This is a genomic window from Paraburkholderia sp. RAU2J, from assembly GCF_003634845.1.
Lineage (GTDB): Bacteria > Pseudomonadota > Gammaproteobacteria > Burkholderiales > Burkholderiaceae > Paraburkholderia > Paraburkholderia fynbosensis.
Genome location: NZ_RBXG01000001.1, coordinates 2,023,687 through 2,040,110, shown reverse-complemented (window position 1 = coordinate 2,040,110; position 16,424 = coordinate 2,023,687). Strand labels below are relative to the sequence as shown.

The 16,424-nt window shown below is 65.5% G+C and carries 12 protein-coding genes; 6 read left to right on the top strand and 6 right to left on the bottom strand.

The genetic code is table 11. The features are described 5' to 3' along the window. Positions 1-114: 114 nt before the first annotated feature. Together aspT (B0G69_RS09405) and aspT (B0G69_RS09400) are read right to left on the bottom strand one after the other, a co-directional pair. Positions 115-1,797, bottom strand: a complete 1,683-nt coding sequence (aspT, locus tag B0G69_RS09405) for an aspartate-alanine antiporter (protein WP_121316626.1) — start codon at positions 1,795-1,797, stop codon at positions 115-117. Positions 1,798-1,991: 194 nt separating this feature from the next. Then, complete coding sequence (gene aspT / locus B0G69_RS09400; protein ID WP_121316625.1) at positions 1,992-3,674, bottom strand: aspartate-alanine antiporter; 1,683 nt, start codon at positions 3,672-3,674, stop codon at positions 1,992-1,994. A 533-nt stretch (positions 3,675-4,207) separates the two neighbouring features. Between aspT (B0G69_RS09400) and B0G69_RS09395 the strand changes: the two genes are divergently transcribed. Further along, entirely contained in the window at positions 4,208-5,206 is a 999-nt protein-coding gene (locus tag B0G69_RS09395; protein WP_121316624.1) for a 2-hydroxyacid dehydrogenase, read from the top strand. 211 nt (positions 5,207-5,417) lie between these two features. On the opposite strand, the gene B0G69_RS09390 is transcribed toward B0G69_RS09395, so the two are convergent. After that, a complete protein-coding gene (locus B0G69_RS09390) occupies positions 5,418-6,062 on the bottom strand; it encodes a hypothetical protein (protein WP_121316623.1) in 645 nt (214 codons plus the stop codon). An 84-nt stretch (positions 6,063-6,146) separates the two neighbouring features. Here B0G69_RS09390 and B0G69_RS09385 point away from each other — a divergent pair, with 84 nt between their 5' ends. The 4 genes from B0G69_RS09385 to B0G69_RS09370 all read left to right on the top strand — a co-directional run bounded on the left by B0G69_RS09385 (position 6,147) and on the right by B0G69_RS09370 (position 11,606). Beyond that, complete coding sequence (locus tag B0G69_RS09385) at positions 6,147-6,932, top strand: crotonase/enoyl-CoA hydratase family protein (RefSeq protein ID WP_121316622.1); 786 nt, start codon at positions 6,147-6,149, stop codon at positions 6,930-6,932. A gap of 213 nt (positions 6,933-7,145) precedes the next feature. Further along, complete coding sequence (locus B0G69_RS09380; protein WP_121316621.1) at positions 7,146-8,312, top strand: MFS transporter; 1,167 nt, start codon at positions 7,146-7,148, stop codon at positions 8,310-8,312. 152 nt (positions 8,313-8,464) lie between these two features. Beyond that, positions 8,465-9,625, top strand: a complete 1,161-nt coding sequence (locus B0G69_RS09375; RefSeq protein WP_121316620.1) for an MFS transporter — start codon at positions 8,465-8,467, stop codon at positions 9,623-9,625. A gap of 241 nt (positions 9,626-9,866) precedes the next feature. After that, on the top strand, positions 9,867-11,606 hold the full coding sequence (locus B0G69_RS09370) for a PQQ-binding-like beta-propeller repeat protein (protein ID WP_121316619.1): 1,740 nt from the start codon (positions 9,867-9,869) through the stop codon (positions 11,604-11,606). Positions 11,607-11,668: 62 nt separating this feature from the next. Here B0G69_RS09370 and fahA read toward each other — a convergent pair whose 3' ends face one another. Both fahA and hmgA read right to left on the bottom strand, forming a co-directional pair. Further along, on the bottom strand, positions 11,669-12,982 hold the full coding sequence (gene fahA / locus B0G69_RS09365) for a fumarylacetoacetase (RefSeq protein ID WP_121316618.1): 1,314 nt from the start codon (positions 12,980-12,982) through the stop codon (positions 11,669-11,671). Further along, positions 12,979-14,337 carry a homogentisate 1,2-dioxygenase gene (gene hmgA, locus B0G69_RS09360; protein ID WP_241991284.1) on the bottom strand — a complete coding sequence of 453 codons (1,359 nt, stop codon included), beginning with the start codon at positions 14,335-14,337 and terminating at the stop codon, positions 12,979-12,981. Before hmgA ends, fahA begins: the two co-directional genes overlap by 4 nt. 313 nt (positions 14,338-14,650) lie before the next feature. On the opposite strand from hmgA, the gene B0G69_RS09355 reads away from it, so the two are divergent. Next, positions 14,651-15,484 carry an EAL domain-containing protein gene (locus tag B0G69_RS09355; protein WP_121316617.1) on the top strand — a complete coding sequence of 278 codons (834 nt, stop codon included), beginning with the start codon at positions 14,651-14,653 and terminating at the stop codon, positions 15,482-15,484. 84 nt (positions 15,485-15,568) lie between these two features. Here the strand turns inward: B0G69_RS09355 and B0G69_RS09350 are convergent, their stop codons facing one another. Next, complete coding sequence (locus B0G69_RS09350) at positions 15,569-16,354, bottom strand: IclR family transcriptional regulator (RefSeq protein WP_121316616.1); 786 nt, start codon at positions 16,352-16,354, stop codon at positions 15,569-15,571. Between the last annotated feature and the right edge of the window lie 70 nt (positions 16,355-16,424).

Here is a 16,424-nt window from a genome sequence, read left to right as displayed (position 1 = left end):
TGAGCCAAGTGAAAGACACCGGCGTATCGAACCATTGCCTGGTTGCAGCCGGCGTAACAGAGATCGATGGATGCGCGCGCTACACGTGCGCCGCACGTGTGAGCTGCACGCCCTCTACACGAGCCCGACCACGAGCGGCCCGAGCAAGGTCAGCGCGACATTCGCGATCGCATAGGTGATCGCGAACGGCACGGTCGGCACCGCGCTTTCCGCCTTGTCGAGCACGCCGCCGAAGGCCGGGTTGGCGCTGCGCGAGCCCGACAGCGCCCCGGCCAGAAGCGCCGCATTGTTGTACTTGAGCACGTAGCGGCCGAACAGCATGGTCAGCAGCAGCGGGAACAACGTTACGAACACGCCGAGCAGGAAGATCGTCACGCCGCTCTGCTTGACCGTCACCACCGCCTGCAAGCCGGAGTTCAGGCCCACCACCGCGACGAACGCGGCGAGCCCGAAGTCCTTGAGCAATTGCGACGCGGCCGACGGCATCACGCCATACATCGGATGCTTGCCGCGCATCCAGCCGAACAGCAGCCCGGCCAGCAGACAGCCGCCACCCGAGCCGAGCGTGAGCGGAATGCCACCGACGTTGAGGACGATCAGCCCGATCAGCAAGCCCAGCACGAGGCCGACGCCCATGTAGATGAAGTCGGTCTTGTTGCTGTAGGGCAATTCGTAGCCGGCGGCGTCGACTGCGCGCTTGGTGTCTTTCGGCGAACCGTAGAAGGTGATGACGTCGCCGTGCTCGACTTTGGTTTCCGGCAGAATCGGCAGCGGCTGGCCCGCGCGCGTGATGCTCTGGATGTAGACGCCGTGGCGCATGTCGCGATCCACGAGTTCGCGCGCAGCGGCGAGCGTCGTGTGGTTCATGCCCTTCTTGGTGAAGACGCCTTGGCGTGTCTGCATGACGACGCCGACGTCGCCGGTGCTGGCGACTTCATTGCCGTTCGCGCCGAAGGCGACCACCGCCTCGCGGCGGCCCACCACCAGCACCACGTCGTCGGGCTCGAGCATCAGATCGGGCGTCGCCTCGAGCGTCTTGCCGTCGCGCTTGATGCGCTCGATCGTCAGGTAATCCTCATGCAGCGTCTCGACGGCCTTCACCGTCTTGCCCGCGCTGACGTCGATCTTGTACGCCCGTCCCACCAACTCCGGCAGCGCGAGAATCTGCCCCGGCCCGCGTGCCGGCGCACCCGCCGCCAGTTCGCGTTCCGCTTCGATCGAGGCCTCCCGCAGACCTTGCCCCATGAACTTCGGCAGGATGTTCACGCACACGATGATCGCGCCGAGCGAGCCGAACACGTAAGTCACCGCGTAGGCAATCGCCACGTCCGATTGCAGCGACTTGACCTGATCGGCCGGCAGCCCGAGGCGCGCGATCGCATCGCCCGCCGTACCGATAATCGCCGATTGCGTCAGCGCGCCGCCGGCGAGTCCGGCCGCGAGTCCCTTGTTCAGGTGGAACAGCTTCGCGCATACCACCACGGTAACGAGCGCGCTGACGGCGAGGAACACCGCCATCGCGATCTCACGCAGCGTCTTGCGATTCAGCGAATTAAAAAAGCCAGGACCGGAGTCGTAGCCGACCGCGTAGATGAACACGGCGAACATGACCGACTTCACACCGTTGTCGATCGTCACGCCCGCCTGGCTGATCACCACCGCCGCCAGCAACGAGCCGCCGACGCCGCCCAGCTGGAACTTACCGAAGTTGATCTGCCCGATGAAGTAGCCGACCGCAAGCGACAGAAACAGCGCAATCTCGGGGGATTTCTGAAAGATATGGTGTAGCCAGTCCATCGTGCCCTCGCTAATTAATTGGCGATACTGAGTACTGGGTGCTACCTGCGCATGCGCTGCGCGGCCATGTCCTGCTCCGCTGGTCGCGTGCTTCATGCCACATGCCTGATGCCACAGCCGCCGCGCAAGGCCTGGTCCGCCGCGCGCGGCCATGCGCTCGCCCCTCTGGCCGCGCCGGGTCGACCTGCCTACGCCTACCCGACTTTGCCCGCGAGGCCCACCACCACAGGCCCCATCAGAGGCAACAGAATGTTCGAGAGTGCGTAGGTGATCGTGTAGCCGATCACCGGCGTCGAGTTGCCGGTCACGCCCACCAGTGCGCTGATGGCCGGGGTGCTGCATTGCTGCCCGGCGATGGCGCCGAGCAGCATCGGCGCTTCGAGCTTCAGGAACATGTGGCCAATCCACAGCGACAGCAGGCCCGGCACCAGCACCATCAAAACGCCTGCAACGGGCAGCGCGAGGCCGTACTCGCGCACCAGCTTGATCGCGTCCGGCCCCGCCGACAAACCCACAGCGGCGATGAAAGTGGCGAGGCCGAAGTCCTTGAGGATTTGCGCGGCCGCCGACGGCAGCGAGCCGACCAGCGGATGGCGCGAACGGATCCAGCCGAACAGCAGGCCGGACAGCAGACAGCCACCGCCCGTGCCGAGCGCGATCGACACGCCGCCGATCTGTCCGCCGAGACGGCCGATCGCCATGCCGACCAGCACGCCGAGGCCGAGATAGACGAAGTCGGTTTTCTCGGTCGCGGGGAGCACGTAGCCGAGCCGCTTCGCGCCGCGCTCGACATTGGCCTTCGCGCCGACCAGCGTCAGCACGTCGCCGCGATTGAGCTCGGTGCCGGGCAGCGCGGGCACCGTGGTTTCGAGCCGTGTGACGGCTGCGATGTAGACGCCGCGGCCATCCTCCGGTTTCGCCTGGTCACGCACCTGCGCAATCGTGCGGCCATGCAGGTCACCCCGCGTCAACACGACGTCGAGCTTCTCGGCGAAGACCTGGCCGAAGCCCGCGCCATCCACCTCTTCGCCGAGACCGGCCGCCGCCGCGACCACCGCTTCGCGCCGCCCCGCCACGAGGGTGAGATCGCCTGCCGCGAGGCGCAATGGCGGTTCGACCGGCATGTTCGCGCCGTTGCGCTGAAGCTGTTCGATGGTGAGGTTGAAGCCGTGCTGCTGTTCGAACTCCCGGATCGTGACGCCGGCCGCCGCGCTCACCCGGAACACGCGGCCCACGAGCGCCGGCGCCGCTGCCCGCTGCCCCTCGCTGAACGCCCCCTCGCCGCCGAGCTTGCGCCACACGCGCTCCGCTTCGTCACGCAGATTGATACGCAGCAACAGCGGCGCGAACTGGCTGGTGAACAGCACGATGGTGACCAGGCCGAATAGGTAGCTCACGCTGTAGGCGGTCACGATGTTGGCCTGCAGGCGCAAGGTTTCGGCGTCGCCGAGACCGAGCTTGCCGATCGCCTCGGACGCCGTGCCGATCACCGCCGACTCCGTCGCGGCGCCCGCGAGCAAACCCGCCGCCGTGCCGATGTCGAGTCGCAGCACGCTCACCGCGATCATGATCAGCACGAGCACCGACACGATCTCGATGATCGACAGCAACCCATAGCGCCAGCCCCGGCCGATGTTGGCGAAAAACTGCGGGCCGCCGGTAAAGCCGAGCGCGAAGATGAACAGCGCGAACGCGATGTTCTTCAGATCGGGAGCGAGGCGCGCGCCCGTCTGACCCAATATCAATGCGACAATCAAGGTGCCGCATACGCCACCGAGCTGAATCGGTCCCACCCGAAACGAGCCAATAAAATATCCAATTGCAAGGCTTGCGAACAGCGCGATCTCCGGTTGCGATTTCAGCAATTCACCGATCATGTTGTCTCCCCGATTAACGGGTTTGTTAGCAACACACTGAAGACACTCACTGGGAATTCGAATAAACCCCGCTGACCGGGGTGGATCAGGCAATCCAACGGCCGCTGGTGCGAGCTAGGCGAACGCGGGTTATGGCAAGGGAATGATGCAGCAGGCATTGCGGCGGGAACGCCGGGCCGCAGCGAAGGGGCAAGAAAGTTTTTCCGCTGGCTCGACAGTCACGCTTTCCTCGCGAAGTTGCCTAACGCTGTGAAAAAAACATTATTTGCTGACAGCCTATTTCTTACAGCATGATTTGTCATGCTTATGGATTGCCTTTTAATAAATATTGTAGTTCGGCACCCCTGTCAATATTATTTTCATTTCGGCAAGTCGAGTTCACGAAATACGATCCTGGGTAAAGACGAATGAATAGGGTGGCGGGCACTTCGTCCGAAGGTAACTATTCCGAGGGGTAATTTATACTGGCTGTGAGCGGCCGTGCCCGTGAATCCGCCTCTTCAAAGCCGAACCGTCTTCTTCGGAGTACCGACATGCGCATGATCCTGTTCAGCAGCCGCCAGTACGACAGCGACACGTTCACCGAAGCTAATGCCGCCCACGGCTATGAGCTGCATTTCCAGGAGTCTCATCTCGACACCGAAACGGCGATCCTCGCACTTGGCTACGAAGTGGCGTGCCCGTTCGTCAACGACAACGTCGACGCCGCCGTGCTCGAGCGGCTCCATGCAGGCGGCACGCGTCTGATCGCGCTACGCTCCGCAGGCTTCAATCACGTCGACCTCGCGGCGGCCGAACGGCTCGGCATGACGGTCACACGGGTGCCGGCCTACTCGCCGCACGCGGTCGCCGAACATGCGGTCGGGCTGATCCTCGCGCTGAACCGGCGTCTGCCGCGCGCCGCGGCGCGCACCCGCGAAGGCGACTTCTCTCTACATGGGCTGCTCGGTTTCGATCTGCACGGCAAGACCGTGGGTGTGGTCGGCACCGGCATGATCGGCCGGGTGTTCGGGCGCATCATGGCGGGCTTCGGCATGCGCGTGCTCGCGCATGATCCCGGCGCGCCCGCCGACGACCTGCTCGCGCTCGGCGCGCGCTATGTACCGCTCGACACGCTGCTCGCCGAATCCGACGTCGTCAGTCTGCACTGTCCGCTCGTGCCGGCCACCTATCATCTGATCGACGGACCCGCACTCGCGAAGATGAAACGCGGCGCGATGCTGGTCAACACCGGCCGCGGCGGACTCGTCGAGGCCAATGCGCTGATCGGCGCGTTGAAGGACGGCCAGCTCGGCCATCTCGGGCTCGACGTGTACGAGGAGGAAAGCGGCATCTTCTTCGAGGATCACTCGAATCTGCCGTTGCAGGACGACGTGCTCGCGCGGCTGTTGATGTTCCCGAACGTGACCGTCACCGCGCACCAGGCGTTCTTCACGCGCGAGGCGATGAGCGAGATCGCGCAGACCACGCTCGGCAACGTCGCGGCATGGCAGGCCGGCACGCCGCGCAACGCGGTGCGTGCGGCGGGGTAGGCTGGGGGCGTGTCTTGTGTGTTGAGGGCTTGGTCGTGCATCGAGCGACTCATGCCGGGCGTCATGCCCAGTGCTGCACTGGCAGGGCCGCCGCGGTGGGTCGCAGGTCGACGCGTTGGAGTTGGGGGGCTTGCGCATTTAGCCGCGCGTCGTGCGCCTCGTGGCGTGGTGCCCCGCACCCCGTGCAGCATCGACACCATCACACACCGAGCTATACGCCTTTATCACCGGCCGGCGGGATCGCGCGAATCTCGGTACGGGCATCGTCCGCCGCGCCGCAGACTTCGCGCAGCAACGCCGCTTCGCGCTCATGTACTTCCACCGGACACCAGCGCGCGCCCGCATCGGCCAGATAACGCGCGCGATGCTGGCCATTGCGAAACGCCACCACCCCTTCGCGCTCCAGACCCAGCCAGCCGAGCAACCCCGGCGCGCGGCGCATCGAGATCGTCACGTACGGCATCTGCGGAATGCGCTCGCTCTCGGGATCGAGAAACTCACGAATGCCGCGCACCTTGCCCGAATGCCATTCGGCAACCGGTTTCAGCACGTAGTCCGTGTTGTCGCGATCCGCGCAGACGAGCAGCTTGCGCATGTCGACCAGCACGACCTGATGCCGTGTGCCGTCGGTGACGAAGACGCGCTTCAGGCGTACATGGTCGTACCATGAGTGTTCGTGCAACGGCACGATCCAGACGGTTTCGGCACGCCCCGAAGGAAGTCCATCGGGAGGACTCGCCAACATGGCGGCTGGCGGTGGATTGGACAAGGGCAAAGGCAGGCTCGATAAGCTGGCAAACCAACGCCAGCGCGTGAATAGAGCGCCCACGCTACGAGTCGACTGTGAAAGATGCATGACAGGCCACGGAATTAATTGCTCTGCATGAGCACGCTGCACAAACGCCCGACACGCACGGGCGGACCTTGACCATAGAAGACGATGATAACCCCTCAAAATTTCAGTGAGTACGTGCGCATCGAAGCCGACGAGGACAGCGGCGTCGCGACCATCATTCTGGAGCGGCCCGCGCGGCGCAACGCGCTCGACCGTCCGGCCGCCGAAGCATTGAGCGCCGCGTTCAGCCGCTTCGAAGCGGAGCCGGCCTGGCGCGCGGCAGTGCTGTTCGGCGCGGGCGGCACGTTTTGCGCGGGCGCGGACCTGAGCGCGCTCGCCGACGACACCCGCCGCAACGAACTGCATGCCGACGGCAGCGGCCCCGGTCCGATGGGTCCGACGCGAATGAGCTTCAGCAAGCCGGTGATCGCGGCGATTGCGGGTTACGCGGTGGCGGGCGGCCTGGAACTGGCGGCGCTATGCGATCTGCGGGTCGTCGAGGACGATGCGGTGCTCGGCGTGTTCTGCCGGCGCGTCGGCATTCCGCTGATCGACGGCGGCACGATCCGCTTGCCGCGATTGATCGGGCTGTCGCGGGCACTGGATCTGATCCTGACCGGGCGCGCGGTGAGCGCCGACGAAGCGCTTGCCATAGGGCTTGCGAATCGCATCGTAGCGAAGGGCGCGGCGCGCGCGGCGGCCGAGCGGCTGGCTGCGGAGCTAGCTGCATTTCCTCAGGCGGCATTGCTCGCCGACCGCCGCTCGGCGCTGGAAAACAGCCCGCTCGACGATCTCGCTGAAGCGCTTCGGCGCGAAGGCGCCGGCGGATATCGGGCAGTCTTTGAAGAAGGGCTCGCCGGGGCGGCGCGGTTCATCAACGGTGTCGATTGAGGTGGGTCAGGCCCGTGGGGGCGATTTGCGCGATCCGCCTGATCCGCCGCCTCCTTTTCACAAAAAACAACATCCCTCTCGACGATCTGCATCGCGGTTTTGACTTAGGTAGAATCCCCTACTGCTTCCCCCGCACAGCGCTGGCGTTCTCGTCCCGAAAACGCGCGCCTGCCGCGCGACACTCCTCGTCGCGCCGCTTCACGCTCCGTCACCATGCCTTTACCCCTGCTTGCCCTTGCCGTCGCCGCGTTTGGAATCGGTACCACCGAATTCGTGATCATGGGGCTGCTGCCCGACGTCGCGCGCGATCTGTCCGTGTCGATTCCGGCTGCCGGCATGCTGGTGTCGGCCTATGCGCTCGGCGTCACGATCGGCGCGCCGATCGTCGCGATCGCGGTCGCCAACATGCCGCGCAAGAAGGCGCTGATGAGTTTGATCGGCGTGTTCATCGTCGGCAATCTGCTGTGCGCGGTTGCGCCGGGTTACGCGGTGCTGATGGCCGCGCGCATCGTCACGGCGTTCTGTCATGGGGCGTTCTTCGGCATCGGCTCGGTGGTGGCCGCGGGGCTCGTCGCGCCAAACCGCCGCGCACAAGCCATCGCGCTGATGTTCACCGGCCTCACGCTCGCCAACGTGCTCGGCGTGCCGCTCGGCACGGCGCTCGGCCAGGCCGTGGGCTGGCGCGCGACCTTCTGGGCGGTGACGGGCATCGGCCTCGTCGCGGCGGCCGCGCTCGCCGTGTGCCTGCCGGCGAAGATCGAGATGCAGAAGGCGAGTCTCGTCCACGAGTTCAGCGTGCTGAAAAACCCGCAGGTGCTGATGGTGCTCGGCATCAGCGTGCTCGCGTCGGCGAGCCTCTTTTCCACCTTCACCTACATCACGCCGATTCTCGAGGACGTGGCCGGCTTCACGCCGCACGCGGTCACGCTGGTGCTGCTGCTGTTCGGCCTCGGGCTGACGGTCGGCAGCACGCTCGGCGGCAAGCTTGCCGACTGGCGGCTGATGCCGTCGCTGGTCGCGTTCCTGCTGGCGATCGTCGTGATCCTGACCGTCTTCGCAGGCACGATGCACGCGCAGATTCCGGCGATGATCACGATTTTCGTGTGGGGCATCCTCGCTTTCGCGATCGTGCCGCCGCTGCAGATGCTGATCGTCGATCGCGCGAGCAGTGCGCCGAATCTCGCATCCACCTTGAACCAGGGCGCCTTCAACCTCGGCAACGCGACGGGTGCATGGCTCGGCGGGATGGCGATCGGCGCGGGCGCGCCGCTCACGGCGCTGCCGTGGGTCGGCGTGGCGACCTCGATCGGCGCGCTGCTGCTGACGCTGTGGTCGGTGTCGATCGACCGGCGCGCGCAGAAGATGGCGGTGGCGGGTTAAGGTCACGCACATTGCGGACTGTTAGCCTTGCGCCTGCGCAAGGCGCCTGTGGCGAGCGTTCTGTCTTGCCCCTTTGCGCAGCGCCCGTTGGCGCGCGTGCCGCAAGCCCCGCACCATGCCAACGCCCGTCAGCCGTAGTAGCATCCCGGCCGATGAAAGTCATCTTCACTCGCGATTTCCTCGCCCTGATCCTCAGCGTCGCCGTCGTCGGACTCGGCAGCGGCGCCACGCTGCCGCTGACCGCCCTCGCACTGACGCAAGTCGGCTTCGGCACCGACGTCGTCGGCCTGCTGAGCGCCGCGCAAGCGGGCGGCGGCCTCGTCGTCGTGCCGTTGGCCGGCCGGATCGCGGCGCGTTTCGGCGGCCGCGAGGTGATCGTCGGCGCGGTGCTGGTGGTCGCGCTCGCCACCGCGCTCATGCAGCTCACATCGAACCTGTGGCTGTGGGCGGTGTTGCGCGTGCTGTGCGGCGCGGCGCTGATGCTGCTGTTCACGATCGGCGAGGCCTGGGTCAACCAGCTGGCCGACGACGCGTCGCGCGGCCGCGTGATCGCGATCTACGCGACCAACTTCACGCTGTTCCAGATGTCGGGCCCGGTGCTCGTGAGCCAGATCGCGGGCTTCACGCATTCGCGCTTTCTGATTTGCGGCGCAATATTCCTGCTCGCGCTGCCCATGCTCGCCGCGATCCGCACGACGCCGCGAGCCTCCGGCGATGAGCACGCCGCCCACGGCAACTGGCGCCATGTGCTGCCGCAGATGCCTGCCCTCGTCGTCGGTACCGGCTTCTTCGCCCTGTTCGACACGATCGCGCTGTCGCTGCTGCCGCTCTTCGCGATGTCGCACGGCATCGCGAGCGAGGTGGCGGTGCTGTTCGCGTCGGCGCTGCTGCTCGGTGATACGACGATGCAGTTTCCGATCGGCTGGCTCGCTGACCGGCTCGGCCGTGAACGCGTGCATATCGGCTGCGGGCTCGTCGTCGTGGCGTTGCTGCCGTTGCTGCCTTGGGCGATCAGGTCGCCGTGGCTGTGCTGGCCGCTGTTGTACGTGCTCGGTGCGGCCGCGGGCGCGATCTATACGCTGTCGCTGGTCGCCTGCGGCGAGCGCTTTCGCGGCGTGGCGTTAGTGTCGGCGAGTTCGCTGGTGGGCGCGTCGTGGAGCGCGGCCAGTTTCGGCGGCCCGCTGGTCGCCGGCGCGCTGATGAAGGGTGTCGGCAACGACGCGATGGTCGGCGTGCTGCTGTTCGCGGCGCTCGCGTTTCTCGCCGCCGCCTGGTGGGAAAAGCGCCGCGCGCCGCTGCGAGCCGCCGGCTGACGGGCGAGCGTTGACGGCCGTGCGCCATCACGCTGGCGGACGACGGCCGCACACCGCCGGCCGGCAGGCAACGGCCGACAGCTGCGCGTCCCGGCCCCGGCTCGCGCGCAACGCCTGGCGACTGCGCGCTCGATGCGATCTTGCGCTCAGCACGCTTGATGCTAGTCTTGAGCCATATTGCACGGCACTCTGCTGAACGGCCCATGCTTCATGGGCCGCCGTATGCAATGGGGAGCTCGCTATGCAAACCGTGCACAAGCCGCGCCGTTTTTACCTGTTGAGCGCGTTCATCGTCTTGAGCGCCCTGCTGTTCGCTGATTGCGGCGGCGGAAGCGGAGATACGAGCGGCGCAGCGAGCAGCGGCGGCAGTACCGGCGGGACCGGCAGCGGCGGCGGCGGCACCGGCACCGGCACCGGCTCGGGCACGGGCGGCGCCGGCACCTCGTCGGGCGGCGGCACCTCCATGGCCGCGACGCACGATGTACTGACCTACCATAACGACATCGGCCGCACGGGCCAGAATCTCAACGAGACCATCCTCACGCCCGCCAACGTCAACGCGACGACGTTCGGCAAGGTCGGCTATTTCGCCGCCGACGGCAAGGTCGACGCGCAACCGCTCTTTGTCGAATCACTGGCGATCGCGGGCGGCACGCACAACGTGCTGTACGTCGTGACCGAGCACGACAGCGTATACGCGTTCGACGCAGACAGCGGCGCACAGCTATGGCGGGTCAGCACGCTCCGCGCCAACGAAACGCCCAGCGACGACCTCGGTTGCAGCCAGATCACGAAGGAAATCGGCATCACGTCGACGCCGGTCATCGACCGCTCGCGCGGCGCGCACGGCACGATCTACGTGGTCGCGATGTCGAAGGACACGAGCGGCGCCTACCACCAGCGCGTGCACGCGCTCGATCTCGCGACCGGCGCGGAACGACTGAACGGACCCACGGAAGTGACCGCCAGCTACCCCGGCAGCGGCGCGAACAGTTTCAATGGCAACGTGCTGTTCGCGCCGTCGTCGTATGCCGAGCGCGCGGGCCTGCTGCAGCTCGGCGGCGTGGTCTACACGACGTGGACCTCGCATTGCGACGACGGCGCCTACACCGGCTGGATCATGGGCTATAGCGCCGACACCCTGCAGCAGACTTCCGTGTTCAACGTTACGCCGAACGGCTCAGGCGGCGCGATCTGGATGAGCGGCGCCGGCCCGGCGTCGGATGGCGCAAACATCTACCTGCTCGACGGCAACGGCACGTTCGACATCACGATGACCGCCGGCGGCTTTCCCGCGCAACACAACTTCGGCAATTCGTATCTGAAACTCGGCACGGCGGGCACTCTTGCGGTCGCGGATTACTTCGCGATGTCCAATACCGTTCAGCAGTCCAATGCCGACCAAGACCTCGGCTCCGGCGGCGCGATCGTACTGCCCGATCTCACCGATGCGAACGGCGTGGTCCAGCACCTCACGCTCGGCGCGGGCAAGGACGGCATCATCTATGTGCTGAACCGCGACTCGATGGGCAAGTTCAATGCCGCGAGCAACAACATCTATCAGGAGATTCAGGGAGTGTTGGCCGGCGGAGAATTCGCCATGCCCGCGTACTTCAACGGCCGCCTCTATTTCGGCTCGGTCGGCGACAATCTCAAGGCGTTCACGGTGACCCTTGCGCGGCTGTCGACGGCGCCGAGCGCGCAGACGTCGATGACGTTCGCCTACCCCGGCACCACGCCGAGCATCTCCGCCAATGGCACGGCGAATGGCATTGTGTGGGCCGCGGAAAACGGCGCCACGGCGGCGCTGCATGCGTTCGATCCGGCCAATCTCGCCGTCGAGCTCTACAACAGCAATCAGATGGGCACCCGCGATCAGTTCGGCGCGGGCAACAAGTTCATCACGCCGATGATCGCCAACGGCAAGGTATACGTCGGGACGACGAACGGTGTCGCGGTGTTTGGTTTGCTGAAGGGGTGAGTCGGTCTGGGCGTGGCGGGAGTGACCCGACATGCGCCACAGCCCGAGCTCTGCCTGCGCCCCTAACGCCGCGCCGGAAGAATCTCCCCTACGCACGTGCCAAATCCCACGCGATAGCCATCACCCTGGCAGCACCCGGCCAGCGTCAACTCGTCCCCGTCCTCGATGAACGTGCGTGTGCCGCCTTCGTTCAACTCCAGCGGCTTCTTGCCATTCCATGTCAGTTCGAGCAGGCTGCCGTACGAATCGTCGGTCGGGCCGCTGATCGTGCCGGAGCCCATCAGATCGCCCACCCGCGTATTGCAGCCCGAGACCGTGTGATGCGCGAGTTGCTGCGCCATCGTCCAGTACATGTGCCTGAAGTTGGTTCGCGCGATCGTGCTCGCCTGCTTCGCCTGTTGCGGGCGCAGCGTCACTTCGAGATGGATGTCGAACGCATGCTCGCCATCGTGGCGCAGGTATGCGAGCGGTTGCGGCTCCTGCACGGGCTGCGCGACGCGGAACGGTTCGAGCGCGTCCAGTGTGACGATCCACGGCGAAATCGTGGTCGCAAAGGTCTTCGCGTTGAACGGGCCGAGCGGTACGTATTCCCATTGCTGGATGTCTCGCGCGCTCCAGTCGTTGAGCAGCACCATGCCGAAAATATGCGCTTCGGCGTCGGCGCACGCGACCGGCTCGCCCAACGCATTGCCCGCGCCGATCACGAAGCCCGTTTCCAGTTCGATATCCAGCTTGCGGCACGCGCCGAACACCGGACGCTCCTGATCCGGCAGCTTCAACTGGCCGTTGGGACGCCGCACGGGCGTGCCGCTCACCACCACCGACGACGCCCGTCCGTTGTACCCGATCGGCATCTCCGACCAGTTCGGCAGCAGCGCATTCTTCGGATCGCGAAACATCGAGCCGACATTGGTCGCGTGTTCTTTCGACGAATAGAAATCGGTGTAGCCAGGAATCTGCACCGGCAGATGCAGTTGCGCATCGGCCTGGCGCACCAGTACCTTCGCGCGCAACGCGGTGTCGTCGCGCAACGTCGCGGTGTCGCGTGCCAACAGCGTGCTCAGCTGGATGCGCACGCTGCGCCATGCGTCGCGGCCAAGCGCGATGAAGTCGTTCAGCGTGTCGCTGGCGACGGCGCGGGCAAACACATCGCCCTGCGCGGACACGTTCAGCAACCCCGCCGCCTGTAACGCGGCGAGGTCGACGATCTGGTCGCCGATCGCCACGCCCGGGCGCCGCGCGTCGTTGCGCCGGTCGCTAAAAATGCCGAACGGCAGGTTCTGGATCGAAAAATCGCTGGCCGGATCGTTGGCCGACTCGACCCAGCTTTTGCGCGACGAATCGAGCGTCGCCTGGAGATCGCTCGATGCGTTCATCGTTGCTCCGGATTGAAGTGTTTCTTGAGACCTTGCCAGCACTCGTAGTAATGCGCCTGCAATTGCGCAGTGTCGAGCGCGAAGCGGGTGGGCTTGATCAGCGTGCGCGTCTCGAACATGAAGGCCATCGTGTCGCCGACTTTCTTCGGCGTCGACGTATCGCCGTTCGAGGCTTTTTCGAACGTGTCGGCGTCCGGGCCATGCCCCGACATGCAGTTGTGCAGACTCGCACCGCCCGGTACGAAGCCCTCGGCCTTTGCGTCGTACACGCCGTGCACGAGCCCCATGAACTCGCTCGCGACGTTGCGATGAAACCACGGCGGGCGGAACGTATCTTCGGCGGCGAGCCAGCGCGGCGGGAAGATCACGAAGTCGATCGTGTCGACGCCCGGCGTGTCGCTTTGCGATTGCAGCACCAGAAAGATCGACGGGTCCGGGTGATCGAAGCTGATCGAGCCGATCGTGTTGAAGCGCCGCAGGTCGTATTTGTACGGCGCGTAGTTGCCGTGCCACGCGACCACGTCGAGCGGCGAATGGCCGATGTCCGCGCGCCACAGCTTGCCGTTCAGCTTCGCGACGAGTTCGAAGTCGCCTTCGCGGTCTTCGTAAGCGGCATGCGGCGTGAGGAAGTCGCGCGGATTGGCGAGACCGTTCGAGCCGATCGGCCCGAGGTCCGGCAAGCGCAGCAGCGCGCCGAAGTTCTCGCAGATATAGCCGCGCGCCGCGCCGTCCGGCAGGCTCACCGCGAAGCGTACGCCGCGCGGGATCACCGCGATTTCGAACGGCGCGAGTTCGATGCGGCCCATTTCGGTCGCGATCTCGAGGCGGCCCTCCTGCGGCACGATCAGCAATTCGCCGTCGGCGTTATAGAAGAAGCGCTCGTGCATCGAGCGGTTCGCCGCGTACAGATGAATCGCGCAGCCATTCATCGCTTCGGCCGCGCCATTGCCGGCCATCGTCACCCAGCCGTCGATGAAATCGCTCGGCTCGGTGGGCATCGGCAACGGGTCCCAGCGCAACTGGTTCGGCGGCGTCGGCGGCACGTCGGCGAAATTGGCGACGAGCCGCTCCGACGGCAGCGGCGTGAACGGCTTGTGCATCGCCGCCGGACGAATCCGATATAGCCACGCGCGGCGGTTATGGCCGCGCGGCGCGGTGAAGGCGGTGCCCGACAACTGTTCCGCATACAGGCCATAGGCCGCGCGCTGCGGCGAATTGCGCCCTTCCGGCAATGCGCCGGGCAGCGCCTCGGTCGCGAACTCGTTCGCGAAGCCCGATTGATAGCCCGGCGCGATTTCGAGCCGCGAACCGGCGGCAGGCGCACGATGCGGCGGCGTACGTGTTGGGGTGTCCATACAAGGTTCTCCGTTGATGCCCGACTCTTTTCCTCACATTCGACTGCAATGCGGACAAGCCGGCCAGCGGGATCAGTACCCGCCTCGCAATTTACGAATAGTAAAACGAATTATGAATAGTGAAATTAACGTATACCCTGAAACTCCACAGCCGCAGCCGCTACCGTTCGTGCGAGCGCATGAGCGGCGGATAACGTTATGAGCATTTTGTTCATGTGCGCGGATTGCGGACTGCTACCATCAACGCATGCGGCAATCGAGTCGCGTTGCCGAGCGCCGAGTGCGCATTCACCGTCGCCATCCATTCGCCTCCATGATTCCGCCGACCATCCCCGACCTCGTTACCCGCGCCGCCGCTCACCCTTTTCTCGGCGAACATCTGGCGATGGGGCAAGGCATGCATAGCGACATCGCGCTCGCGCGGTTCGAGGACATTCAACTCGCGAGCGCCTACGAGCCGATCTTCGATATCAGCGTGCATGCGTTGGCGCAGTCGCTGTCGTCGGGGGCCGAAGGGGTGGACCGTTTCGGCGACGAACTCGGCTTCCAGGCCATCACCTATCAACTCGGCGCGGCGCCGTTCGAGGTGTTCGATCCGTTCGACCGCATCGGCAACGATCAGGAACTGGTCGCGCTCGACCGGATGTCACGCGCGTTGCACGCGATCAATTTCTTCGGCGCGCAACGGCATGGGCTGCTGTTTCTGCGCGTGCACGAGCGTTTGCTCAAGAGCGTGAAGTACGACCACGGGCTGCATTTCTCGACCGTGCTGATGTCGTTCGGCTTGAACCCGTCGCGGGTGGTGATCGAGTTGCCGGCGGCGGCGGTCGCGCACAAGACCTTTCTCGGCTATCTGACGAGGAGCTACCAGCACTACGGCTTCAAGGTGGCGGGCAATCTGTCCAACGCGGGGCAGATTCTGTCGGTATCGGAAACGGCGCGGCTCGACTTCATCAAAATGGATGCCGCCAGCGCGCTGCGCGACGCGACGGTGAAGCCGCTCGTCGGTTATGCGGGCCGGCTGCGGATTCCGCTGATTTTCAATCGCGTGATGGACGAAGCGCAGTTTCTCGCGTTGCAGCAGTACGACGTGCGCTTCGTGCAAGGGCCGTTATTCACGGCGCACTATCACGACCGGGCGGTCTGATAGCGCGAGAGCGTGAGGTGGGCCAGGCACGCGATGCACGATGCGTGCGTCCCGCTTCAGCTTGCCTCAACCGGCTTCACGGCTTCAGCCCGGTTCGCCCAGACGCCGCGCGAGCGCCTTCAAACGCGGCGCAACATTTTCGCGAAACACCTCCTCTCCCATCGACGACGCCGGCCCGCTGCAACTGAGCACCAGCCAGCGCCCGTCGCGCGGTTCGCGAAACGGCACCGCGACCGCGTTCACATCGTCGTGCCACGCACGAAACGAATAACAGCAGCGCTCGGTGGCGAATGCTTCGATTTCTTTTTCGGCATCGGCCACCAGCGTCGCGCCGACCTTCCCCGCGGCCTTGCGGAGTTCCGCCAGCAACGCAGCGCGCGCGTCGGCCGGCTGGACCGCCAGGTACGCGCGGCCCATCGAACTCGTCAGCATCGACAGTTTCGAGCCGGATGCGAGGCCGAGCGTCAGCGCGGTTTCGCTGCGGATCGTCTCGAGATAGATCATGTCAAGGCCGTCGCGGCACCCGAGCGACACCGCCGCGCCCACTTCGCGGGCAAACGCGCGCATATGCGGGCGGGCGAGTTCGAGCGTGTCGGTGCCCGACAGCAGCGCGAAACCGAGCGACAGCACGCCGGCATCGAGCGCATATTTGCCGTGGGACTCATCGAGCCGCAGATAGCCGAGTACCGTCAGCGTGTAGGCGAGACGGTTGACGGTCGCCTTCGGCAAGCCCGTGCGCGCGACGAAATCGCGGTTGGCGAGCATCGTTTCGCCAGGCTTGAACGCGCGCAGCAGATCCAGCCCGCGTGCCAGGGCGACGACGAATTTGCGCTCGTCGAGGGGTTCGGAGAAAGTGGATGTGTGCGTCATCGGGTGGTACACTCGGTCGTCGTTTGCAAAACATTGTTTCGCTTAGCGGAACTTAAGTCAAGCTTGGATA